Annotated in this window: 18 protein-coding genes; 10 read left to right on the forward strand and 8 right to left on the reverse strand. The window is 71.1% G+C overall.

Translation table 11 applies throughout. From position 1 onward, the window contains the following. Positions 1 to 28: 28 nt before the first annotated feature. Together nhaA and HALOF300_RS05130 are read left to right on the forward strand one after the other, a co-directional pair. A complete protein-coding gene (gene nhaA, locus HALOF300_RS05125; protein ID WP_231955030.1) occupies positions 29 to 1,957 on the forward strand; it encodes a Na+/H+ antiporter NhaA in 1,929 nt (642 codons plus the stop codon). A 45-nt stretch (positions 1,958 to 2,002) separates the two neighbouring features. After that, on the forward strand, positions 2,003 to 2,668 hold the full coding sequence (locus tag HALOF300_RS05130; protein ID WP_156739864.1) for a Pr6Pr family membrane protein: 666 nt from the start codon (positions 2,003 to 2,005) through the stop codon (positions 2,666 to 2,668). On the opposite strand, the gene HALOF300_RS05135 is transcribed toward HALOF300_RS05130, so the two are convergent. Beyond that, a complete protein-coding gene (locus HALOF300_RS05135; protein ID WP_156739865.1) occupies positions 2,649 to 5,081 on the reverse strand; it encodes a glycosyl hydrolase family 95 catalytic domain-containing protein in 2,433 nt (810 codons plus the stop codon). The genes HALOF300_RS05130 and HALOF300_RS05135 overlap by 20 nt on opposite strands. Positions 5,082 to 5,181: 100 nt before the next feature. After that, a complete protein-coding gene (locus tag HALOF300_RS05140; protein WP_156739866.1) occupies positions 5,182 to 5,517 on the reverse strand; it encodes a VOC family protein in 336 nt (111 codons plus the stop codon). 87 nt (positions 5,518 to 5,604) lie between these two features. Between HALOF300_RS05140 and HALOF300_RS05145 the strand changes: the two genes are divergently transcribed. Further along, positions 5,605 to 6,153, forward strand: a complete 549-nt coding sequence (locus HALOF300_RS05145; RefSeq protein ID WP_156739867.1) for a CGNR zinc finger domain-containing protein — start codon at positions 5,605 to 5,607, stop codon at positions 6,151 to 6,153. A 10-nt stretch (positions 6,154 to 6,163) separates the two neighbouring features. Here the strand turns inward: HALOF300_RS05145 and HALOF300_RS05150 are convergent, their stop codons facing one another. From HALOF300_RS05150 to HALOF300_RS05175, 6 genes are read right to left on the reverse strand one after another with little or no spacing between them, the layout of a single operon-like run. Beyond that, complete coding sequence (locus HALOF300_RS05150; RefSeq protein WP_231955031.1) at positions 6,164 to 8,845, reverse strand: exo-rhamnogalacturonan lyase family protein; 2,682 nt, start codon at positions 8,843 to 8,845, stop codon at positions 6,164 to 6,166. A 35-nt stretch (positions 8,846 to 8,880) separates the two neighbouring features. Then, positions 8,881 to 9,522 carry a rhamnogalacturonan acetylesterase gene (locus HALOF300_RS05155; RefSeq protein WP_156739868.1) on the reverse strand — a complete coding sequence of 214 codons (642 nt, stop codon included), beginning with the start codon at positions 9,520 to 9,522 and terminating at the stop codon, positions 8,881 to 8,883. Further along, complete coding sequence (locus tag HALOF300_RS05160; RefSeq protein ID WP_156739869.1) at positions 9,519 to 10,400, reverse strand: carbohydrate ABC transporter permease; 882 nt, start codon at positions 10,398 to 10,400, stop codon at positions 9,519 to 9,521. The genes HALOF300_RS05155 and HALOF300_RS05160 overlap by 4 nt, the downstream gene beginning before the upstream one ends. Then, positions 10,400 to 11,371, reverse strand: a complete 972-nt coding sequence (locus HALOF300_RS05165) for an ABC transporter permease (protein ID WP_156739870.1) — start codon at positions 11,369 to 11,371, stop codon at positions 10,400 to 10,402. The genes HALOF300_RS05160 and HALOF300_RS05165 overlap by 1 nt, the downstream gene beginning before the upstream one ends. 58 nt (positions 11,372 to 11,429) lie before the next feature. Next, positions 11,430 to 12,989, reverse strand: a complete 1,560-nt coding sequence (locus HALOF300_RS05170; RefSeq protein WP_156739871.1) for an extracellular solute-binding protein — start codon at positions 12,987 to 12,989, stop codon at positions 11,430 to 11,432. Positions 12,990 to 13,021: 32 nt separating this feature from the next. Further along, positions 13,022 to 13,672, reverse strand: coding sequence for a DUF624 domain-containing protein (locus HALOF300_RS05175; protein ID WP_197522318.1), 651 nt, complete (start codon positions 13,670 to 13,672; stop codon positions 13,022 to 13,024). Between the two features lie 461 nt (positions 13,673 to 14,133). On the opposite strand from HALOF300_RS05175, the gene HALOF300_RS05180 reads away from it, so the two are divergent. From HALOF300_RS05180 to HALOF300_RS05210, 7 genes are all read left to right on the forward strand, one after another. Further along, positions 14,134 to 15,117 carry a LacI family DNA-binding transcriptional regulator gene (locus tag HALOF300_RS05180; RefSeq protein ID WP_156739873.1) on the forward strand — a complete coding sequence of 328 codons (984 nt, stop codon included), beginning with the start codon at positions 14,134 to 14,136 and terminating at the stop codon, positions 15,115 to 15,117. A 169-nt stretch (positions 15,118 to 15,286) separates the two neighbouring features. Then, positions 15,287 to 17,029, forward strand: a complete 1,743-nt coding sequence (araB, locus tag HALOF300_RS05185) for a ribulokinase (RefSeq protein WP_156739874.1) — start codon at positions 15,287 to 15,289, stop codon at positions 17,027 to 17,029. Continuing rightward, a complete protein-coding gene (locus tag HALOF300_RS05190; RefSeq protein ID WP_156739875.1) occupies positions 17,026 to 17,769 on the forward strand; it encodes an L-ribulose-5-phosphate 4-epimerase in 744 nt (247 codons plus the stop codon). Before araB ends, HALOF300_RS05190 begins: the two co-directional genes overlap by 4 nt. 8 nt (positions 17,770 to 17,777) lie before the next feature. Continuing rightward, positions 17,778 to 19,286, forward strand: a complete 1,509-nt coding sequence (gene araA / locus HALOF300_RS05195) for an L-arabinose isomerase (RefSeq protein ID WP_156739985.1) — start codon at positions 17,778 to 17,780, stop codon at positions 19,284 to 19,286. A gap of 47 nt (positions 19,287 to 19,333) precedes the next feature. Beyond that, positions 19,334 to 19,708: a DUF2185 domain-containing protein gene (locus HALOF300_RS05200; RefSeq protein WP_156739876.1), complete on the forward strand. Its 375-nt coding sequence runs from the start codon at positions 19,334 to 19,336 to the stop codon at positions 19,706 to 19,708. A gap of 136 nt (positions 19,709 to 19,844) precedes the next feature. Continuing rightward, positions 19,845 to 20,834, forward strand: a complete 990-nt coding sequence (locus tag HALOF300_RS05205; RefSeq protein ID WP_231955035.1) for a zinc-dependent alcohol dehydrogenase — start codon at positions 19,845 to 19,847, stop codon at positions 20,832 to 20,834. Between the two features lie 53 nt (positions 20,835 to 20,887). Next, on the forward strand, positions 20,888 to 22,186 hold the full coding sequence (locus HALOF300_RS05210) for an alpha-galactosidase (RefSeq protein ID WP_231955037.1): 1,299 nt from the start codon (positions 20,888 to 20,890) through the stop codon (positions 22,184 to 22,186). Positions 22,187 to 22,189 lie beyond the last annotated feature (3 nt).

The following is a 22,189-nucleotide window of genomic DNA, read 5'->3' on the forward strand; positions in this document are numbered from 1 at the left end:
TGCTGTTCGGCGGAAGGTGGGCGTAGAGGTGAGCACGAACAGCACAGACAGCACGAGCGCCGGGAGCGCGGACCAGCGGGCGGACCCACCCCGGCGGCCCGATGGGGACGAGCCGCAGAGCCGGACCCACCGCAAGCACCTGATCGGCCAGCTGCCCGGGCCGCTGCGCTCGTTCCTGGCGACCGAGGCGGGTGGCGCGACCCTGCTCCTGGTGGCCGCGGCACTCGCGGTGATCTGGGCGAACTCGCCGTGGTCCGCCTCGTACGAGGCGCTCTGGGATGCCGACGCCGTGATCGGGCTCGGTCCATGGATGCTCGAGATGCACCTCGGGCACTGGGTGAACGACGGCTTGATGGTCGTGTTCTTCTTCGTCATCGGACTCGAGGTCCGGCAGGAGCTCGCAACCGGGGAACTCACCGACCGCCGCCGCGTGGTGGTCCCGGTGCTCGCCGGCATCGGCGGCATGCTGGTCCCGGCCGCGATCTACCTCGCCCTGAACGCCGGCACCGAGGCTGCGCACGGGTGGGGGATCGTGATCGGCACGGACACCGCGTTCCTGCTCGGCGCCCTCGCCCTGGTGGGACCCGCCGTGTCCACCCAGCTGCGGATCTTCCTGCTCACCCTCACGGTGGTCGACGACCTCGTGGCCGTCAGCGTGATCGGCGTCGCCTACTCCGACGACCTGGACCTCGGCGCGCTCGCGTTCGCGGTGGTGTGTCTGATCGGCCTCGTGGTGCTGAGCCGGTTCCGGGTGTGGCGGGCCTGGCCGTACGTGCTCACGGTCGTCGTGCTCTGGCTGGCCACCCTCGCCTCCGGGGTGCATCCGTCCATCGCCGGGATGGCCGCCGGACTCCTCGTGCCGGCGTTCCTGCCGCGGCGCCAGGAGGTCGAAGGTGCAGCCCGGCTGTTCGCGGCGTTCCGGCAGTCGCCCCGCCCGGACTCCGGGCTGACCGTGCAGGCCGGCGTGGCCCGGTCGATCTCGGTGAACGAACGGCTGCAGACGGTGCTGCACCCGTGGACGTCCTATCTGATCGTGCCGGTCTTCGCGCTCGCCAACGCGGGGGTCGACCTACGCGGTGGGGTGCTGGCCGACGCCCTCGGCTCGCCGGTGACCTGGGGTGTGGTGGCCGGTCTGGTGCTCGGCAAGACGGTCGGGATCAGCCTCGGTGCGTTCGCCGGGGTGCGAGCCCGTCTCGGGTCGCTGCCGCAGGGGGTGGCGCCCGGGCACGTCGTCGGTGGCGCCGCGCTCTCCGGGATCGGGTTCACGGTGTCCCTGCTGATCGTGGACCTGGCGTTCGGCGACTCGGTGATCGCCGACGAGGCCAGGGTCGGCGTGCTGCTCGCGGCCGTGTTGGCGGTGGCCGTCGGTGCCCTCGTGTTCCGACTGGCCGCGAGGTTCCGGGGCGAGACCAACGCGAGCCTGCCGATGGTGCTCTCCGATCCGGTCGACCCGGTGCGCGACCACATCCGGGGACCGGTGGACGCCCCGCTGACGCTCGTGGAGTACGGGGACTTCGAGTGCCCGTTCTGCGGCAAGGCCACCGGCGTGGCCCGTGAGCTGCGCGAGCACTACGGCGACGACCTGCGATACGTGTTCCGCCACCTGCCGCTGCCGGACCTGCACCCGCACGCCGAGCTCGCCGCCGTCGCGGCCGAGGCCGCCGCCCACCAGGGTCGGTTCTGGGAGATGCACGACCTGCTGTTCCGGCGCCAGGACGAGCTCGAGGTCGAGGATCTGGTCGGGTACGCGGCGGACCTGGGCCTGGACGTGGAGGTCTTCATGCGCGGGGTGGACAAGGAGACGCTCAGGCGGCGCGTCCGCGAGGACGTCGCCAGTGCCGAGGCCAGCGGCGCCCGGGGCACCCCCACGTTCTTCGTGGGGGAGCGGCGCCACCTCGGCCCGCACGACACCGCATCCCTGATCGCGGCGCTCGAGGCCTCCAGAGCGCCTGCCTGACCCGCGGTCCCGGATCGCCGCCCGGTCGGTGGCAGACTCTGCCGGATGGCACAGCGGCAACGGGCACGAATGCTCACGGACAGGTCACCACTCGCGCTCGGGCTGCGCACCCTCATCGTGGTCCTCGGGATCGTCGCCGAGGTGTGGAACCTGACCGAGCTGGCCACCGGCGCCGGCGCGCTCGCGGACCACTTCGCGTACTTCACGATCCACACCAACCTGCTGGTCATCATCGTGCTCGGCTGGGCGATCGGCGTGCCCCCGGCGCGCCGGCCCGTCTGGTTCGACCCGCTTCGTGGGGCGATGACCACCTACATCGTGCTCACCGGGATCCTGTACAACCTGCTGCTCGCCGCGCCCGGGGAGATGTTCTCCTGGGCGGTGCATCCGCCGAACCTGCTCCAGCACCGGATCATCCCGATCCTCGTCGCCATCGACTGGCTGGTGATCCCGACGGTGCGGCGGCTGCGGCTGTCCCGGTTCTGGATCTGGCTCGCCTACCCGGTGGGCTACCTCGCGTTCACGCTCATCCGCGGTCCGCTCGTGGGCGACTGGTACCCGTACTTCTTCCTCGACCCGAACGAGTTCGGCGGGTACGCGGGCCTGCTCGTGCCGATCCTCGGGCTCGTGGTGGTGTTCGCCGTCGGTGCGTTCGTCGTGTGCGCGGTCGGGGTGGCGCGGTACCGATCGGTCAGGGCCGGATCGTCGTAGGCCGTCCCGCGGTGAGGTGGTGCACCGCGCGGTCGTCCCCGACGCGCACCGTGACGGTCGTGTCCCGGTCGGCGGTGAGGGTCGCTGTGCGCAGTCGGCCCGTGGCCCACTCGAGGTCGACGGTGATCGCGCCGCGCACCCGCAGACCGTGCACGGCGCCGTCGGCCCACGCGGGCGGTAGGCAGGGCAGCAGGTGGACCTCGCGGGCACCGTCGGAGGAGACCCGGTGTCCCTGCACGAGCAGCTCGGCGACCCCGGCCGTGAAGCCGAAGTTGCCGTCGATCTGGAACGGGGGATGCGCGCACAGCAGGCTGCGGTACACGCCACCGCCTTGCACCGAGACGACCGCCGGCCCGACGGGCTCCACCAGCCGCAGGAAGGCGTCGATCGCCGCCTGCGCCCCGTCCGGATCCCGCAGCCGGGCGCGCAGGTTCAGCCGCCACGCGAGCGACCACCCGGTCGACTCCAGCCCGCGGGCCGCCAGCGTCGCCAGGGCGGCAGCGGCCAGGTCCGGCGCCTGGTCCGGGTCGATCGACGTGCCCGGGTGGACGCCGAACAGATGGCTCTGGTGGCGGTGTTCCGGCTCCGCCTCGGGCAGGTCCGCGAGATGCCACTCGGCGATGCGCCCATCGGCCATGATCCGCTCGCCCGGGAGCCTGGCCAGGGCGTCGTCGACGCGGGCAAGCAGCGGCTCGTCGGCGAACGGGACGCCGTTGCCGACGTCCACGCCGGCCAGCCGCCGAACGCCTGTGAGCAGGTCGCGGGCCATGGCCAGGTCGGAGGTGGTGGACGCGGTCACGGCGCCCGGGGTCCCCTCCGCCGTGAGGAAGGAGTTCTCCGGGGAGGTGGCCGGGCTGGTGCCGAGGGTGCCGTCCGGCATGGTCACCAGGGTGTCGAGAACGAACCGCGCGGCTCCGAGGATGACCGGCCGGGCGCTGGCCAGCGAGCCGGAGTCGCCGGTGAAGTCGTAGTGGTCGATCAGGTGCCGGGTCAACCAGACCCCACCGAACGGCCAGAACGACCACCGCGCGGGATTGGTGCCGTTGCCGACGGGGTCGGTGAACGCCCACGCGTCGGAGTTGTGGTGGGCCACCCAGCCGCCGGCTCCGTAGATCTCCCGGGCGGTGCCGCGGCCGGCCGCGGCGAGGTCCTCGAGCCACCGGCGCAGCGGCTCGTCACACTCCGCGAGATTGGTGCTGAGCGCCGGCCAGTAGTTCATCTCGGTGTTGATGTTGACCGTGTAGTTGCTGCGCCACGGCGGGCGCAGGGACTCGTTCCAGATGCCCTGGAGGTTCAGTGGCAGCGTGCCGGGGCGCGATCCGGCGATGGTCAGGTATCGCCCGTAGGCGAAAGCGAGAGCGGCGAGAGAGGCGTCGGTGCCGGTCGCCCGGTGCTCGCGCAGCCGCGCGTCGGTGTCCAGGCCCGGCTCCGGCCCACCGCCCAGCCGTAGCCCGACCCGGTCGAAGAGAGCGCGGTGATCGGCGACATGTGCCGCGCGCAGGTCCTCGAACGTGCGCCGGCCGGCCTGCTCGAGCCGCTCGGACGCCTGGGCGAGCAGCCGGGCTCCGTCACCGTGCAGGCCGTGGTGGGCGCCCGCGTAGTCACTGCGCGAGGCGAGCAGCACCGTCAGCCAGGTCGCCCGGCGCACCTCGATCCCGGTGGTCCGCACGGTCACCACGCCATCGGTGTCCAGACGCAGCGCCACCGCGCAGGTGACGCCGGCACCGGGCGCGGGCGGCGCAGACGGAGGCGCCCCAGGGGCGGGCCCGGGCGCCTTCGGGTCGGTGGAGACGGTCGGCATCCGCACCAGGGCGGACCAGGTCGCACCCTGCGGCGACCCCGCCGCGCCCACCTCGAACAGCCGATGATCCGAACCGACCCGCACCACCAGGTCCGTGGGCGTCCGCATCCGCCGGTCGACCACGAGCGCCCCGGCGGGGCGGCTGGCGAACACCTCCTGGCGTACCGCTGCGACGCCGTCGGACCAGGAATGCCCCGCAACCGCCTCGTCCAGACGCAGCCACCTGCGGTAGTCCGCCGTGACCTCCGGCGCACCGGCGTCGGTGATCCAGAGGTCGACGAGCGGCTGATAGGCCTGACTGCGGCCGCTCTGGAGCCGCTGCACCAGGGTTTCGGCACGAGGGACGTCACCGGCGGCGACCGCGGCCCTGGCTGCGGCCAGGATCTCCGGCGCGCGTCCGGGTTCCAGGCCGGTGCCGCGGGTCGGCCGGACCCGTGGCGCGCCCGTCCAACAGGTGTCGTCATTGATCTGGACCCGGTCCTGTGCGGTGCCGCCGAAGACCATGGCGCCGAGGTTCCCGTTGCCGATGGGAAGCGCATCGGTCCAGGCCCCAGCCGGGGTCGAGTACTGCAGCGTCACATCCGGCGATGCGGCGGCCTTGGCTGGCGGCACGGAACTCCCTCGGTCGTGGTTGGCGGCCGCAGAATCCTATGCCGGGTTCGGCCGAGTGCCCGACGGCGGCAGTCGCCGTCGGGCCCGGCGCTCGATCCGGCTACCCCGCGACGACGCAGAACTGGTTGCCGTCGGTATCGGCCAGTACCACCCAGCCGTCATGGCGGGCCACCTCGGCCGCCCCCAACCCCTGCAGCCGGCCGACCTCGCCATCCAGGTCAGAGGTGAACAGGTCGAGGTGCAGCCGGTTCTTCCCGACCCGGGGCTCGGGCACGTTCTGCAGGGAGAGGCCGACACCGCTCTTCGCAGGGTCCTCCAGGTACGCGGTGCCTTCGTCGGAGGAGCCGACGGCGTAGCCGGTGACCTGCTGCCAGAAGGCGGTTGCCCCGGCCAGATCGGTGGTGTCGATGGTGATGTTGCCAATGCTGCTGCTCACGGGTGGATCCTTCGGGTTGGCTAACTGGTGTCAGCGTGACGCTAGTTATATATCCATCCATCGTCAATAGGTAGTTAGAGTGGGCTCATGGCATCGCTAGGCCTGATCGAGGAGTTCATCAACACGCGCATGGCCGACGGCGACGCGATCGCCTCGGTCCCCGACCTCACCTCCTGGCTGACGGCCCGCGACCTGGTGCCCGGCGCTGCCACGCTGTCCGGGGCCGATGTCGCCAGGGCGACCTCGGTGCGCGAAGGGCTGCGCGCCCTGATCGCGGCCAACAACGCCGATCCGGTGCCCAGCCCGAGAGGGGACGGACTCAGCCCGTCCGCCCGTGACGATCTCGCCGCCCTGACGGAGCGGCTGCCGCTCATCGTGGACGTCGACGCCCGGCCGCCGGGACTCGTGCCGCGGCCGGGACTGCCCGCCGTCGACTCCGCGTTGGCGCGCATGCTCGCAACGGTGGTGCTCGCGGTTGCCGACGGCACCTGGGCACGGCTCAAGGCGTGCCGTGAGCCGAGCTGCCGATGGGCGTACTACGACCAGTCCCGCAACCGGTCCCGGTCCTGGTGCTCGATGGACCTCTGTGGCAACCGGGCGAAGGCGCGCGCGTTCTACAACCGCAGCCAGCCCTGAGTGCCACCGCTCAGGCGCGGTGCGTCTCCTCCAGGTACCCCCCGATCAGGGCCAGGTTCTGGATCGCGGCCAGCCCGAACTGGGAGGCATCGTTGGTGGACACGAACGCGGCCTCGTCCACCGGTTCCAGCACGCCCGGACCGTCGATCCGGGTCCGGGCCCAGTGGCGCTCGCGGCACAGGGCGTTGACGTTGACCATGTCCCCGGAGTCCACGAAGAACCGCCGCCACGCGAACGCGGCCAGCTCGGCATCGCCGGTGCGATGGGCGGCATATGCGGTGAGCCGGCTGTGTGCCTGGATCAATGAGATCCCGGTGAGTCGCCGGCCGAGCTCCGCCTCCTGGGTGGCCGCGTCCGCCAGGTAGAGCCGGCAGTACTGCAGCCAGGCCTGTTCGAATCCCGGCACGTCGGCGAGATCGATCAGTTCCGAGCACACCTCCACGAGGCCGAACACGGCGCTCAGGTGCGAGACGGCGATCCGCTCGCGGGAGGTGTCGAACCGTCCGGTGGACAGGTCGAGGCGCGCCTCCCCGGTGAGGAACCCGTTGGCCAGCGCGCCGATGTCAGCCATTGTGCCGAGCAGCTTGTCCTGGGCGACGGTGTCCCCGTGCCGCTCCCAGCGGGTCAGCCACGTCGCGGCCAGCGCGCCCCAGTCGGTGCCGAGCCCGACGGACAGGGCGGCCGGGTCGGGGGAGTAGACATCCGAGCGGACCTTGCGGGTGGCGTCCACACCGAGCAGTGCGCGCTCGGACGTGGCGAGCTCGTCGAGCAGGTCCCCGACCCGCTCGTCCGCCGTCAGGTAGTAGTAGAACCGCCGGTAGGCCGGGTTCGAGATCCGCAACTGCTTCGCGCTGCACCCCCAGTGCTGCACGTTGTGCCGGGTGCCCAGCCCCGCGAACGCACCCGCGTGGTAGACGTCCACCTCGCCGGTGTGCCGGGTCATCGCCTCCGCGAACCGGAACAGGTCCGCCCGCCCGGAGCGGAGGAAGGACAGCCAGAACCACAGGTCCGGGGACAGTTCGGAGTTGTCCCACGCGTACCCGCCGACGTCGTAGCGCCACGTGTGCCGGTCCGCGTCGTAGGTGTGCATGACGTCGCCGTAGTCCCAGAAGCCGTACCAGCGGCGCTGTTCCACCTGGTCGAGGTAGAACGCGAGCAGGAAGTCGTTGCGGTCCTCGATGGCGGCCCGCGCCGGCGTGGACCGGTCCACCGGGTCCCAGTCGCCGAACACCCCGGCCGCGTGCAGCCGGCCCGGGTCGGTCACCAGGAGTGGTGGCGTCGCCAGGGCCGCGGCCCTGGTCGCAAGTGCGCCCGACGACGGCGTCCCCGCCACCGCGGTCAGGCTCAGTTCGTGGGTGCGGGCGATGCCGTTGGCATCGCCGAAGCCGCTCTCGTAGTCCTCGTAGGTGATCTCCAGCGCGTCCAGCTGGTCGGCGTAGCCGTCCTGGCCGAGCCCGTCGTGGAAGAACCGCACGTCCATGGCGCGCGACTCCGGCGCCCACAGCCACACGGTCAGCTCACCAGTGTCGGTCGTGGCGCCGCGCACGTCGATCTGGGTGGGGGCGCCCTTCCAGAAGTCCCGCAGGCCGAGCTCCAGCCCGCCGGAGGTGTCGCCGAGGTAGGCGTACCCGCCGGCCCGGGTGCCGCCGCCGATGCCGACCCAGCCCACTCCGTCGGCAGTGCGTTTGCGGACGGTGTAACCGTCCGGGCTGCCCTGGTGCAGCGTCCAGTCGTTCCAGGTGGGTACCCAGCGCAGTCGCTCCGCGACTGCAGCGGCCCAGTCGGCGGTGGGCGGAGTGGGCCGGCCGGCGACCTGGGCGGCGCGGACGTCGCTGCCGGGGTCGCGGCGCAGCCCGGTGATGCCGCGGACGGCCTCGGTGAGAAACCCGCCGGCGCTGCCGGCCAGGCGCACGTGCCGGTCGTGGGCCTGCTCGCGCAACGGCACCTCGAACCGGACCCCGAGGCCGGCGAGGAAGTCGTGGTCGGGGTCGCCGTCCCAGACGAAGGAGTGCATCAGACGCACCGTGGGTGAGCCGGCGTAGGCGTACAGGCGCACCGTGAACGGCAGCCACTCGCGGGTGCCGCGGTCATCTCCGTGGACGCCGTCGATGCGCACCACGGCGCGCACCGGACCGTCCTGTTCCACGGTCACCATGCGCACGCGAGAGGAGAACGGCCTGCGTGGCTGCGGGCCGTCGTCGTCAGGGCCGGCGGCGAGCAGGCTGACCAGGCGGCCGGCGCGGGCGACGACGCGGCCGCCCGTCTCGATCGCGGCGATCAGGTGCGCACCCGCGCGCGGCACCCTGACCCGGATCACCCCGGTGTCGACGAGCACGTCCTCGCCGGACTCGGTGACGGACACCTCCCGTGACGGCCGGATCGGCTCGGCGGCGGGCTCGAGCGCGTACGCGTCGCGGGGCGCGGCGGGGGCGGCGGCGTGAGCCGTCCACTTCACGGACCCGTCCGGCCAGGTCGCGGTCACCCAGGTCTGCACGGGCTCCGGCACCCCGTCCGCGGTTCGCAGGGCGATCGGGGTGCCGGCGGCCAGCGTCCCACGGGCCCAGGGCACGCCCCACGTGACGCCGGTCGCGGCGGCGGGGATGTCCTCGAGCCAGTGCAGGGCGGTGCTGGGCAGGCTCCCGGTCGGGCGCTGGGCGGTCGCGGACGGTGCGGTGCTGGGATCGGCGGGCATGAGACTCCTGGGTCGGTTGTGGATGTCCGGTGCACTCACGCCATCGCCAGGACGGGCGCCAGTGCGTCGGCGACGATCCGGGCCACGGCGGTCGCGCCGGTGACGTTGAAGTGGGTGTCGTCGGTGACGCCGTCGGGATAGTTCGGGTGCTCTCCGGGGCGGAACTGCGTGAACAGGGACCTGGACCCGTCCTCGCCGAGGCCCTGGTACAGGTCCGTGGTGGCCGCGGTCAGGTCGATCAGCGGCACCAGCTCGGCCGCGGCCAGATCCCGGACGGCGTCCGGGTAGTCGCCGTGGGTCGGCACGAGGGCACCGGCGGCGAAGGCGCGCCGCTGCACGCTCGTGCACAGCACCGGTGCGGCGCCGGCCTGCCGTACCTCGGTGAGCATCCGGGCCAGGTTGGTGGTGTAGCCCGCGCGCGCCCCGAGGACCTCGGGTTGCTTCTGGTCGTTGTGTCCGAACTGCAGCACGGCGATGTCCCCCGCGGCGGCCTCCCAGAGCAGCGCGTCCCACAGACCGTCCGCACGCAGCGAGGTCGTGGTGGCCCCGCCCTTGGCGAAGTTGTGCACCACCACGCCGGGCGTGAACGTGGCCAGGTGCGCGCCCCAGCCGGACATCGGGGCCTCGTGCGGCGGACAGGCCGCCACCGTGGAGTCGCCGGCGAGCAGGATCCTCATCCCTTCACGCTCCCGATCAACATGCCCTTGGCGAAGTGCTTCTGGAGGAACGGGTAGGCGAGCAGGACCGGGATGGTGGCGACCATGACGACGGCGAACTTGATGCCCTGGGCCGGTGGCGGGAGCTCGTTGCCGAGGTCCTCGGCGGTGAGGGAGGACGCTGCGGTCACCTGCCGCAGGAACATCTGCAGGGTCCACTTGGAGGTGTCGTTGAGGTAGATCAGGGGCGACATGTAGTCGTTCCAGATCCCCACGGCGTAGAACAGGGCGAACGTGGCCAGCACCGGCTTGGACAGGGGCATGACCACGCTGCGCAGGATGCGCAGCTCGTTGGCGCCGTCGATCTTCGCGGACTCCTCGAGCTCCTTGGGCAGCTCCTGGAAGAAGTTCTTGATGATGATGAGGCTGAACGGGTTGATCGCCGCAGGCAGGATCAGGGCCCAGTAGGTGTCCAGCAGGCCGAGCTGTTTGACGATCAGGAAGGTCGGGATCAGGCCGGCGGAGAACACCATCGTGAACACGACCAGGGACATGATGGTGCGCCGGCCGGGCAGGTCGATCTTGGACAGCGGGTAGGCCATCAGCGCCGTCAGGACCAGTTGGACCGTGGTGCCGACGGCAGTGACGGCGATGGTCGTGATGAACGCCCGGACGAACACGCTCGAGCCGAGGATCGAGGCGTAGGCGTCGGTGGTGAACTCGTTCGGCCAGAGGAAGAACGGCCGGGTGGTCAGTTCGTACTCGGTGGCGAAGGACCCCGCGAGCACGTACAGGAACGGCAGGATGGCGATCGCGCCGACGCCGATCAGCACGGCGGCGTTGACGACGTCGAACACCTTGCCGGCCGGGGTGTTGAACCGGTACTTGACCCTGGCCATCAGAAGATCCCCGTCTGGTTGAAGCGCTTGGCGATCCAGTTCGTCCCGAAGATCAGGATGACGCCGACGATCGCCTTGGCCAGGCCCACGGCCGTGGCGTAGCTGTAGGAGCCCTGCTGGATGCCGACGAAGTAGACGTAGGTGTCGAACACGTCCGCGACGCTGCGGTTCAGGGCGTTGGACATGAGATAGATCTGCTCGAACCCGGTGTTCAGGATCTGGCCGGTCTGCAGGATCAGCAGCACGATGATCGTGGAGCGGATGGACGGCAGGGTGATGTGCCAGACCCGCTGCCAGCGGCCCGCGCCGTCGATGATCGCGGCCTCGTACTGCTCCTGGTCCACACTCGCAAGCGCGGCGAGGAAGATGATGGTGCCCCACCCGGTGTTCTTCCAGACGTCCTGCAGCACGATCAACGGCCGGAACCAGGCCGGATCGGCGAGGAAGTTGATCTCGGTGCCCATCAGGTCGTTCAGCCAGGTCCACAGCGGGCCGTTGCCGATCGCGAACAACAGTCCGGTCAGCGAGACCACCACGGTCCAGGACAGGAAGTGCGGCACGTAGACCAGGGTCTGCACGGTCCGCTTGAGGATGTTCAGCCGCAGCTCGTTCAGCAGCAGGGCCATCACGATCGTCAGCGGGAAGGCGATGAACAGGCTCAGCGCCGCCAGGATAAGCGTGTTCCCGAGCAGGCGTGGGAAGTCCGGGTTGGTGAAGAAGTCCTCGAAGTGCTTCCAGCCCACCCACTCGCTTCCCTGGATCCCCAGGAACGGGATGTAGTCGCGCCACGCGATCTGTGCCCCGTACATGGGCCAGAACCGGAACAGCGCGAAGTAGGTGATGCCCGGCAGCATCAGGAACAGCAGCCACCGGTAGCGCACGATCGTCTCGCGTACGTTGCGTCGGTTCTGCGGTCGCGGCGTGATGTCCGCGCCGCCGCTGGCAGCCTCGGCCTCGATGAGCGTGGCCATGCGTGCCTCCTCTCAGGGGTGGGGTGGTGCGGGGGCCGGCCGGCCCCCGCACCGTCGATCAGCCGAGCTCGCTATAGAGCTCGTTCAGCTCGGCGATCACCTGGTCGCCGCCCTGGGAGTGCCAGCGGTCGATCACGTCCTGCACCCCGGCCTCGTCGATCTGACCGGCGATGAACTGGATCCGCGCATCGGAGATCAGCGTGTCGAGCTGGGTGCCGCTGGACTGGTACGTCTCCGAGGCCAGCGCGGCCGCCGGGTTGAACACCGCGTTCTCGAGGTCCTCCGCCTGGAGGTCGAGCCGGAGCTGGGCCAGTTCCTCGTCGTACGGCGTGGCCGGCTGGGTCGAGTACGCGTTGTAGCCGGCCACGTTCGTGCCGAGCTGGGCCCAGGCCCCGCTCACCTGATCGGTGAAGTCCTGGCGGTCCTCGTTGTACACCGCGTAGTCGTCCTCGACGGTGAAGTTGTCGCCCTCGATGCCGTTGTTCAGCAGGATCTGGGCCTCGGTGCTGTTCATGTCGTTCAGGACCTGGAGCACCTGCTCGAGCTGTTCCTCGGTCTCCACGGAGGACCGCGGGATTGCGAGGAAGTTCGAGTAGCCGGCGGTGGGCATGGCGAACGTCCCGTGCGGACCCTCGGGCTGCCCCACGAGCGCGACGTAGGACTCGGCGTTCGCGGGGTCCTGCTCGCGGAAGAGCTCGACCAACTGCGGCGCACGGGACTGGACGTCGATGATGATGCCGCCCTGGCCGTTCAGGAACGGCTCGTTCCAGGTGGCCGGGTCCATCGTGGCGTAGTCCGGGTTGGTGTACCCGTTCTGGACGAGGTCACGCTCGTACTCCAGGGCCTCCATCCACTCGTCGGTGGTGAAGGACGGGACCAGCTCGCCGCCGTCCTCCAGCCAGACGTTCCCGGCGCCGTTCCAGAGCTCGAGCGCGTCGTACGGGCTGCCCGAGCCGATGGACCCGGGCCAGGCGGGGTTGATGAACCCGTACGTATCGTCCTGGCCGTTGCCGTCGGGGTCGTCCTCGGTGAACGCACGCGCCACCTCGAAGAGCTCGTCGGTGGTCTGCGGCTGCTCGAGGCCGAGGTTGGCGAGCCAGTCCGCGCGCAGGATGATGCAGTGGCGGATCACGTCACGGGACCGGTACACGCCGTAGACGTGGCCGTTCACACTGGTCGCCTCCTGGACTTCTGGGTTCTCCGAGACGAGGTTCGGGTAGTCGCCGGAGTTGAGGTAGTCGGTGAGCTCCCAGAAGCCACCGGCCTCCGCCGTCTGCACGAACGCCGGAGTCTTGCCCATCACCATCACGTCCGGGATGTCGTCCCCGGCGAGGACGACGTTGGTGCGCTCGCCGTAGTCGGTGTTCGGCACCCACTGCACGGACAGGTCGACGCCCGTCAGCTCGCTCAGCGCCAGATCGATCGGGTCATCCTCCTCCGGCGGCACGGCGGCGAAGTACGGCGCCATGATCGACAGGCTCGACAGCGCGTCGCCGCCGCCGTCTCCTCCGCCATCGCCGTCGCCGTCATCGCCCCCGCTGGTGCAGGCGGCGGTCAGCGCGAGTCCGGTCACGGTCAGGATCGCGAGCGGTGCTCGCAGTCGCTTCCTCGTTGTCATGGTCGGTGTTCCTTTCGTCATCATCGGCGAGGTCAAACGGTGGTGCTGGGCTCCGCCTCGACCTGGCGGTCGTTGGCGGCGAAGAAGGACAAGCACAGCGCGGTGCACAGGTACAGCCAGAGGCCGACCGAGATGGTCGGCAGCAGGCCGGGCAGCCACGCGGTGACGGCGGCCACGAGGGTGGTCGTGGCGGCGAGCAGGAGGGGGACGCCGGGGAACCGGAGGCCGAACGCCAAGGCGAGACGGAGGCAGTCCCGGGCGCGCAGGTCGTAGTGGGCGTCCATGGTGATCACGAGGAGCTGGTGGATGACGGTCAGCGCCGCGGCTGCCACCAGGGCAACCACCAGCGCGCTGCTACCGGGCTCGCCCCAGAACGAGGTGAGGTTGAGCCCGAGGATCGCCAGCAGCAGCCAACCCGGTGCCTGGAGCAGGTTCGCCCGGCGCAGCTGTCCACGCCAGGCCGAGGCGAACGTGCGCACCAGCGGCTGGGCCTCGCCGCGGATCCGGCCCCGGCTGCACGCGACCGCCGCCGCGACCGACGGGGCGAACCCGAGCACCACGCCGCCGGCCAGCGTGAACACGAGAACCAGGACGTTCAGGACGGCCACATAGCCGACGGCGTCCGCCCAGCCGTACCAGCGCTCGGTACGGCCCGGCGTGTACGCGGACGTCTGGGCGGTCACAGCGCGCCCGGGGGTGCGTGAACCACGTGGTGACGCCGTTCGTGAACGTTCACGAAGTTGGCTGTCATGTATCTCTCCTCAAGTGCGGCTGCGGGTCGGCCGGCACGCAGCCGGGCGGGCAGATGGCCTGGCCGAAGCCGGCGGGGTTCGTTGGTGGGGCAGTTGTGGGCCGAGCGAGTAACGGGCGTCAGCGCCCCACTCGGCCGGAGTGGGCTGCGACTTCGCAGACCGCTCGGACGAGACTCCGTGAACGTTAGGGTTGAATGCATTCACTGTCAAGAGTCTGGGAAAGCGGTCTCCGAATCTCGTGCGGGTGGCACTGCCCATCGGCCGTGCGGATGGCGGTGTGGCCGCGCAACCCAGCCGCCCGGCGTCAGGTGGGGTCTAGGCTCGCGCTCACACAAGTGGAAGCAAGGGGAGTTGGGAATCGCATGGTGGCCAGCCGTCGAACGCGTCCGGGGATGAATGACGTGGCCAGGGTGGCTGGCGTGTCACACCAGACGGTGTCCCGTGTGCTCAATGACCACCCGAACGTCCGGGACAGCACCCGTGAGCGGGTGCTCGCTGCGATCGCCGAGCTCGGATACCGACGCAACAGCGCCGCCCGAGCGCTGGTCACCCACCGGTCCGGCATCATCGGGATCATCACCAGCGGCTCGGTGCACTCCGGCCCGGCGAGCACGCTCGCGGTGCTCGAGCGCACGGCCAGGGCGGCCGGCTACTTCGTCACCGTGGCGGCGGCCCCGCACCCCACGCCCGAACTGATGCAGGAGATCTTCGGCTCGTTCATGGACCAGTCCGTCGAGGGTGTCGTCGTGATCGCGCAGGGCGACGAGGTAGCCGGCGCCGCCCGTGCGGCGTTCGCCGAGGTGCCGCTGCTCATGATCTCCTCGCTCACGCCGGAACCGGACGACCCGCCGCTGGTGTCCGTCGACCAGGAGGCGGGGGCGCGACTGGTCGCCCGCTACCTGCTCGACCAGGGGCACCGGGACGTGGTGCACCTGGCGGGCCCCGAGGACTGGTTCGACGCCAGGGCCCGGGTCCGCGGCTGGCACGCGGAACTGAGTGAGGCAGACGTCACCCCGCGTCCCGACCTCACCGGCGACTGGAGCGCGGGCTCGGGGTATGGGGCCGGGCAGGCGCTCCTCGAGGACCTGCCCACGGCGGTCTTCGCGGCGAACGACCAGATGGCGCTCGGCGTCCTGCGGGCGTTCGCGGAGGCCGGAGTGGACGTGCCGGGGAAGGTATCTGTGGTCGGCTTCGACGACATCGTCGGTGCGGACAACTTCTTCCCGCCACTGACCACGGTCCGGCAGGACTTCGAGGCCCTCGGCCGGCTCGCCATCGACGCCCTGGTGGCGGCGATAGGTGGCGAGGCGGCGGCCCGCGAGCTGGTCGCGCCCGTGCTGGTGGAGCGAACCAGCTCGGGACAGCCGCGGCCCTGAGTCCGTGGCGAGTGCGCTGAAGTGGCAGCCACTTCGGCGCTGTCGGCCGAGCGAGTGGCGCGCGACGGGTTGGCAAGTATTGTTGTGAGCGTTAACATGTTCGCGATACGGTGCACGGGGCGAAGACGCCCGTGACATTCGGGGCAACGACGCGAAAGAGGACCGAGGGATGACCGAACAGTCGGCCGAGCAGGGCCGAGACGCCTTGGTGATCGGGGTGGACTACGGGACGCTGTCCGGCCGGGCGGTGGTGGTCCGGGTCAGTGACGGTGCCGAGCTGGGCAGCGCGGAGTATGCCTACCCGCACGCCGTGATGGACCGGGCGCTGACCGCGTCGGCCGACGAGCCGCTGCCACCCGACTGGGCGCTGCAGGTGCCCGCCGACTACGTCGACGTGCTCAAGAACGCCGTGCCCGACGCGCTTCGGGCCGCCGGCGCGGACCCGGCCGACGTGATCGGGATCGGCACCGACTTCACCGCCTGCACGATGATCCCGACGCTCGCCGACGGCACCCCGCTGAACGAGCTCGAACGGTTCGCCGATCGCCCGCACGCGTACGTCAAACTCTGGAAGCACCACGCCGCGCAGTCACATGCGGACCGGATCAACGAGCTCGCACGCGAGCGGGGCGAGGCCTGGCTGCCCCGGTACGGCGGGCTGATCTCCTCCGAGTGGCAGTTCGCCAAGGCGCTGCAGGTCCTCGAGGAGGACCGCGAGATCTACGACGCCATGGACCGCTGGGTCGAGGCCGCGGACTGGATCGTCTGGCAGCTCGGTGGCAGCTACGTCCGGGACGCCAGCACCGTCGGCTACAAGGGCATCTATCAGGACGGCGCCCACCCCGGTACCGACTTCCTCGGCGCGCTCAACCCCGACTTCGCGACCTTCGTCTCCGACAAGCTGGACGCGCCGATCGCCCCGCTCGGCGCGCGGGCCGGTCGGCTCACCGCCGAGGCCGCAGCCTGGACCGGGCTGACCGAGGGCATCGCCGTGGCCGTCGGGAACGTCGACGCGCACGTCACCCTGCCCGCGGCCAACGCCGTGGACCCGGGCCAGATGGTGCTCATCATGGGCACCTCGACCTGCCATGTCGTCAACAGCGAGAGCCTCCACGAGGTGCCGGGCATGTGCGGCGTCGTCGACGGCGGCGTGATCACCGGGCTGTACGGCTACGAGGCAGGGCAGAGCGGCGTCGGGGACATCTTCGCCTGGTTCGTCTCCACCGGCGTGCCGCCGGCGTACGTGGCACAGGCCGAGGCGGCGGGTCAGTCCATCCACGCCTACCTGACCGACCTCGCGGCCGCCCAGCCGATCGGCGGCCACGGGCTCGTCGCGCTGGACTGGCACTCCGGGAACCGCTCGGTGCTGGTGGACCACGAACTGTCCGGGCTCACGCTCGGGCAGACCCTGACCACGCGGCCCGAGGACATCTACCGCGCCCTGCTGGAGTCGACCGCGTTCGGCACCAAGACGATCGTCGACACGTTCGCGGCCTCGGGGGTTCCGATCACCGAGCTCGTCGTGGCCGGGGGGCTGCTCCGGAACCGCTTCCTCATGCAGATGTACGCCGACGTCACCGGGCTGCCGCTGAGTACGATCGTCTCCGAGCAGGGCCCCGCGCTCGGCTCGGCGATCCACGCCGCGGTCGCTGCCGGTGCCTACCCGGACGTTCGCGCGGCCGCGGCCGTCATGGGCGGGCGGGTCGCCGGCGCGTACACACCGGACCCGGAGGCGACCGCCGCCTACGCTGAGCTGTACGCGGAGTACGCCGCGCTGCACGACTACTTCGGGCGCGGCGGCAACGATGTGATGCGCCGACTCAAGAAGATCCGCCGTCGGGCGCTCGGTTCGGCAGCCGCCGAAGGCGACGTAGCTGCGCCCGACCTCGAGCCGCAGGGCGACCTCGTATGACCGGCTCGACCGCACCGATCGTGTTGGCGGACCTGCCCGCGCAGGTGCGCACCGCCGTCGGGCAGGCCCGGGAGCGGGTGGCGGCCCTGCACGGGGAGTTGACCCGCTACGGACTCGTGGTCTGGACCGCGGGCAACGTGTCCGAGCGGGTGGCGGGTGCCGACCTGTTCGTGATCAAGCCGTCCGGCGTCTCCTACGACGACCTGACGCCGGAGTCGATGGTCGTCTGCACGCTCGACGGCACGAAGATCGACGACGGCACCCCGGCGCACCTGAAGCCGTCCTCGGACACCGCGGCACACGCCTACGTGTACCGGCATCTGCCCGACGTCGGCGGCGTGGTGCACACGCACTCGACGTACGCGACGGCCTGGGCCGCCCGCGCCGAGCCCGTGCCGTGCGTGCTGACGATGATGGCCGACGAGTTCGGCGGTGAGATCCCGATCGGGCCGTTCGCGCTGATCGGTGACGACTCGATCGGCCGCGGCATCGTGGAGACCCTCCGGGAGTCCCGCTCGCCGGCGGTGCTGATGAGGAACCACGGGCCGTTCACGGTCGGCACCGACGCCCGCACTGCCGTGAAGGCCGCCGTGATGTGCGAGGAGGTCGCCCGCACCGTGCACATCTCGCGCCAGCTCGGGGACCCGCTGCCGATCGCCCAGACCGACATCGACTCGCTGTACGACCGCTACCAGAACGTCTACGGACAGGGCCCGGCGCCCGAGGAGGACCCCGCGTGAGCACCCACATGACCGACCCGTTCGAGGGCAAGGAGATCTGGTTCCTGACCGGGAGCCAGGACCTGTACGGCGAGGAGACCCTCGCCCAGGTCGCGGAGCAGTCGCAGCAGGTGGCGGCGCTGCTCGAGGAGTCGGATGCGGTCCCGGTCCGGATCGTCTGGAAGCCCGTCCTGAAGGACTCCGCCGCGATCCGGCGGGCAGCCCTCGAGGCGAACGCGGACGACGACTGCATCGGCGTCATCACCTGGATGCACACGTTCTCCCCGGCGAAGATGTGGATCGCCGGCCTGGATGCGCTGCGGACGCCGCTGCTGCACCTGCACACGCAGGCCGGCGTCGAGCTGCCCTGGGCCGACATCGACATGGACTTCATGAACCTGAACCAGGCCGCCCACGGCGACCGCGAGTTCGGCTACATGGCGGCCCGGCTGGGCGTGTCCCGCAAGATCGTGGTCGGCCACGCGTCCGACGGCGTCGTCCGCGCCCAGGTGGGCGCGTGGGCTCGCGCGGCGGCCGGGTGGGCGGCCCTGACTGGCATGAAGCTGGCCCGGTTCGGGGACAACATGCGCGGCGTCGCCGTCACCGAGGGCGACAAGACCGAGGCGGAACTGCGGTTCGGTGTCTCGGTCAACACCTGGGGTGTGAACGATCTGGTGGCCCGGGTCGACGCCGTCGCCGACGCCGCGATCGACGCCCTTGTCGCCGAGTACGTCGAGACCTACGACGTGGTCGCCGAGCTCCTGCCCGGCGGTGAGCGGCACGAGTCGCTGCGCTACGGCGCCCGCCAGGAGCTGGGCCTGCGGTCATTCCTCGAGGAGGGCGGCTTCGCGGCGTTCACCACGAACTTCGAGGACCTCGGCGGGCTGCGTCAGCTCCCCGGCCTGGCCGTGCAGCGGCTCATGGCCGCCGGGTACGGCTTCGGCGCGGAGGGGGACTGGAAGACCGCCATCCTGGTGCGCCTGGCGAAGGTGATGGGCCACGGCCTGCCGGGCGGCGCGTCGCTGATGGAGGACTACACCTACGAGCTCACCCCTGGCAGGCAGAAGATCCTCGGCGCGCACATGCTCGAGGTCTGCCCGTCGCTGACCACGTCCCGGCCGCGGCTGGAGATCCACCCGCTCGGGATCGGGGGCCGCGAGGACCCGGTGCGCCTGGTCTTCGACGCCGACCTCGGCGAGGGCCTGGTGGTGGCGCTCTCGGACATGCGCGAGCGGTTCCGGCTCGTGGCGAACGAGGTGGACATCGTCGGCCCGGATGCGGAGCTGCCGAACCTGCCGGTGGCGCGCGCGGTCTGGGTGCCGCGTCCGGACTTCACGACGTCGGCGCGGGCCTGGCTCACCGCGGGAGGTGCGCACCACACGGTGCTCACCACCGCCGTCGGGCTCGAGGTCTTCGAGGACTTCGCCGAGATCGCCCGCACCGAGCTCGCGGTGATCGACGCGCAGACCACGGTGCGCGGCTTCGCCCGGGAGCTGCGCTGGAACGCCGCCTACTTCCGGCTCGCCCAGACGCTGTAGGGCAGACTGGCCGGGGCCCGACCGGCCAGCACCCGATGGAGGACACCATGTCCAGCTACCCGGAGTTCATCCCGAAGGCCGGCGCCTGCCTGGCCACGAAGAACGTGCTCACCCGCGCCGGCGCGGTGCGGTGGATGGTCCGCGAGGACTCCAGGGCCCCGGCGGACAACGGGTGGCTGATCTTCAGCGAGATCGACACCGAGGAGTACCTGGCGGATTCGAGCAACTTCCAGATCACGGACTTCAACGCCGTCTGTGCGTTGGAGCCCGCGCTGATCGGGATCTACGACTTCCCGGTCGGCTCGGACCTGGAGATCGTGCGTGACGCCGCCGGGATCCACATCATCGACACGACCACCGGCCGGGAGATCCCACGGGACCGGTTCTACGTGCCGCCCCAGTTCCAGGCCTGGCCGGAGTAGGCCCGCAGACTCGCGGGGCGACTGCCCGCAGCATTCCTGATAGCGTTAACAACACCGATATCCCGCGCGCGAGAACGTGCTCCACGCGGCACCGTGAAGGAGAAGAGCAAGGATGCGTCTGGCCAGACTCCATGGAGTGGGTGACCTCCGGATCGAGGAGGCGGAACCGCCCGAGGTGCAGCCCGGCCACACGCTGGTCCGGGTCACCGACGTGGGCCTGTGCGGCAGCGACCTGCACTGGTTCGCCGAGGGGGGCATCGGCGACGCCCGGCTCACCCGGCCGATCGTGCCGGGCCACGAGTTCGCCGGCATCGGCGCTTCCGGCGCGCTCGACGGCGTCCGCGTGGCCGTGGACCCGGCGATCCCGTGCATGAACTGCTCGATGTGCCACGAGGGCCACCCCAACCTCTGCCCGACCGTCGGGTTCGCCGGGCACGGGAAGCTCGACGGCGGCCTCGCCGAGTTCATCTCCTGGCCCACGAACCGGCTGTTCCCGCTCCCGGACTCCTTCACCGGGGCCGACGGCGCGGTCCTCGAGCCGCTCGGGGTCGCTCTGCACGCGTGGGACCTCGGGCACGTGCCGCTCGCGGCGAACGTGGCGATCGTCGGCGGCGGCCCGATCGGTCTGCTGCTCGTGCAGCTGGCCCGGTCCGCCGGTGCGGACCGGGTGGCCGTCGTCGAACCGCGCGAGCACCGGCGCGACGCGGCGCTGCGCTACGGCGCCGACGAGGTGCTCACGCCGGACGAGGCCCGCGAGGCGTCCGCGTGGAAGGGCTGGGGTTCCGGCGGGCTCGGCGCGGATGTGGTGTTCGAGATCGCCGGGAACGACGACGCGATCGCCATCGCCGCGACGGCCGCCCGACCGGGTGCCCGGGTGATCCTCGGCGGCATCCCCGACGACGACTCCTCGTCGTTCCGGGCCGGCACTGCCCGCCGCAAGGGCCTGACCCTGGTCATGGTGCGCCGCATGAAGGAGATGTACCCGCGAGCCATCCGGCTCGTCGAACGGGGCCTGGTGGACGTGCGCTCGCTCGTCTCCGAACGCGCGCCGCTGAGCGACGCCCCCGCCGCGTTCGCCCGGGCCACCGAGCGCACCGGTCTCAAGGTCGTCATCGGCCTCGACTGACATCACGCCCCAGCCCAACACGAATCCGAACACCCCGAGAGGTCCGCGCAACGATGCAGGTCGATACCACCACACCCCCGATGGGGTGGAACAGCTGGGACTGCTACGGCCCCAGCGTCACCGAGGACGAGGTGCTCGCCAACGCCGAGTTCATGGCGGCACACCTGCTCACCTTCGGGTGGAACGTCGTGGTCGTGGACATCCAGTGGTACGAGCCGACCGCGCGGGCCGGCGGCTACAACGACGATCCGCCGGTGGAACTTGATGCGTTCGGGCGGCAGGTACCGGCGCCGAACAGGTTCGGCTCCGCGGCCGACGGGGCCGGCTTCGGCCCGCTCGCCGCCCGCGTCCACGACCTCGGGCTGAGCTTCGGCCTGCACATCATGCGGGGAATCCCGCGCCGCGCCGTCGAGCTCGACCTCCCGATCCTCGGCACCGCGTGGACCGCGACCGACGCCGCCGACACCGGGTCGGTATGCCCGTGGAACCCGGACAACTACGGCCTGAACCACGACCACCCGGCCGCGCAGGCCTACTACGACGCGCAGGTGGCGCAGTTCGCAGCGTGGGGTGTCGACTTCATCAAGGCGGATGACATGCTCGCCCCCTTCCACGACGCCGAGATCGCCGCCTACGCCGAAGCGATCCGCCGGTCCGGCCGGCCGATCGTGCTGTCCCTGTCGCCCGGCACCGGCCTGGACACCGCGCACCTGGACCACCTGCGCGACAACGCCGCCATGTGGCGCATCAGCGACGACCTCTGGGACCGCTGGGAGGACGTGCACGACCAGTTCGACCGGCTCGCCCGGTGGGCGCCGACCCAGCGCCCGGGCGGCTGGGCGGACGCGGACATGCTCCCGCTCGGCCGGATCGGCATCCGCGCCGAGCGCGGCCAGGACCGGCCGAGCCGGCTCACTCCGGACGAGGCCCGCACCCTGATGACGTTGTGGGTCATGGCCCGGTCCCCGCTCATGTTCGGCGGCGACCTGCCGTCCACCGACGCCGACACCCTCGCGCTGCTCACCAATCCCGCCGTGCTGGAGATCCTCAAGCATTCCGACGGCGGAGGCCAGGTCTCCCGCGACGGCGACGCCGTGCTGTGGTCGGCTCGGGCGACGCGGCCCACGCCGCGGGCCGGCGCTGCTGGCGACCCACCCGCCGCGGCCACCTACCTGGCCGCCTTCCACCTCGGCGACCAGGCGAGTTCCGCCGTCGTCGATCCTGACGCCGTGGGCGTGCGTGGCCCGCACACCGCCACCGACCTCTGGAGCGGCGAGGTCCTCGACCTCGCCGAACCCCTGACCATCCCCCCGCACGGCGTCCGGCTCGTGCGACTCGACCCCCACCACTGACCC

It is taken from the genome of Occultella aeris (assembly GCF_902703175.1).
In the GTDB taxonomy this organism is placed as follows: domain Bacteria; phylum Actinomycetota; class Actinomycetes; order Actinomycetales; family Beutenbergiaceae; genus Occultella; species Occultella aeris.

Coding starts and splice junctions, on each gene's coding strand:
- HALOF300_RS05130 (WP_156739864.1), top strand. CDS start 2,003: ATGGCACAGCGGCAACGGGCACGAATGCTCACGGACAGGTCACCACTC.
- HALOF300_RS05145 (WP_156739867.1), top strand. CDS start 5,605: ATGGCATCGCTAGGCCTGATCGAGGAGTTCATCAACACGCGCATGGCC.
- HALOF300_RS05150 (WP_231955031.1), bottom strand. CDS start 8,845: ATGCCCGCCGATCCCAGCACCGCACCGTCCGCGACCGCCCAGCGCCCG.
- HALOF300_RS05155 (WP_156739868.1), bottom strand. CDS start 9,522: ATGAGGATCCTGCTCGCCGGCGACTCCACGGTGGCGGCCTGTCCGCCG.
- HALOF300_RS05160 (WP_156739869.1), bottom strand. CDS start 10,400: ATGGCCAGGGTCAAGTACCGGTTCAACACCCCGGCCGGCAAGGTGTTC.
- HALOF300_RS05165 (WP_156739870.1), bottom strand. CDS start 11,371: ATGGCCACGCTCATCGAGGCCGAGGCTGCCAGCGGCGGCGCGGACATC.
- HALOF300_RS05170 (WP_156739871.1), bottom strand. CDS start 12,989: ATGACAACGAGGAAGCGACTGCGAGCACCGCTCGCGATCCTGACCGTG.
- HALOF300_RS05180 (WP_156739873.1), top strand. CDS start 14,134: ATGAATGACGTGGCCAGGGTGGCTGGCGTGTCACACCAGACGGTGTCC.
- araB (WP_156739874.1), top strand. CDS start 15,287: ATGACCGAACAGTCGGCCGAGCAGGGCCGAGACGCCTTGGTGATCGGG.
- HALOF300_RS05190 (WP_156739875.1), top strand. CDS start 17,026: ATGACCGGCTCGACCGCACCGATCGTGTTGGCGGACCTGCCCGCGCAG.
- araA (WP_156739985.1), top strand. CDS start 17,778: ATGACCGACCCGTTCGAGGGCAAGGAGATCTGGTTCCTGACCGGGAGC.
- HALOF300_RS05200 (WP_156739876.1), top strand. CDS start 19,334: ATGTCCAGCTACCCGGAGTTCATCCCGAAGGCCGGCGCCTGCCTGGCC.
- HALOF300_RS05210 (WP_231955037.1), top strand. CDS start 20,888: ATGCAGGTCGATACCACCACACCCCCGATGGGGTGGAACAGCTGGGAC.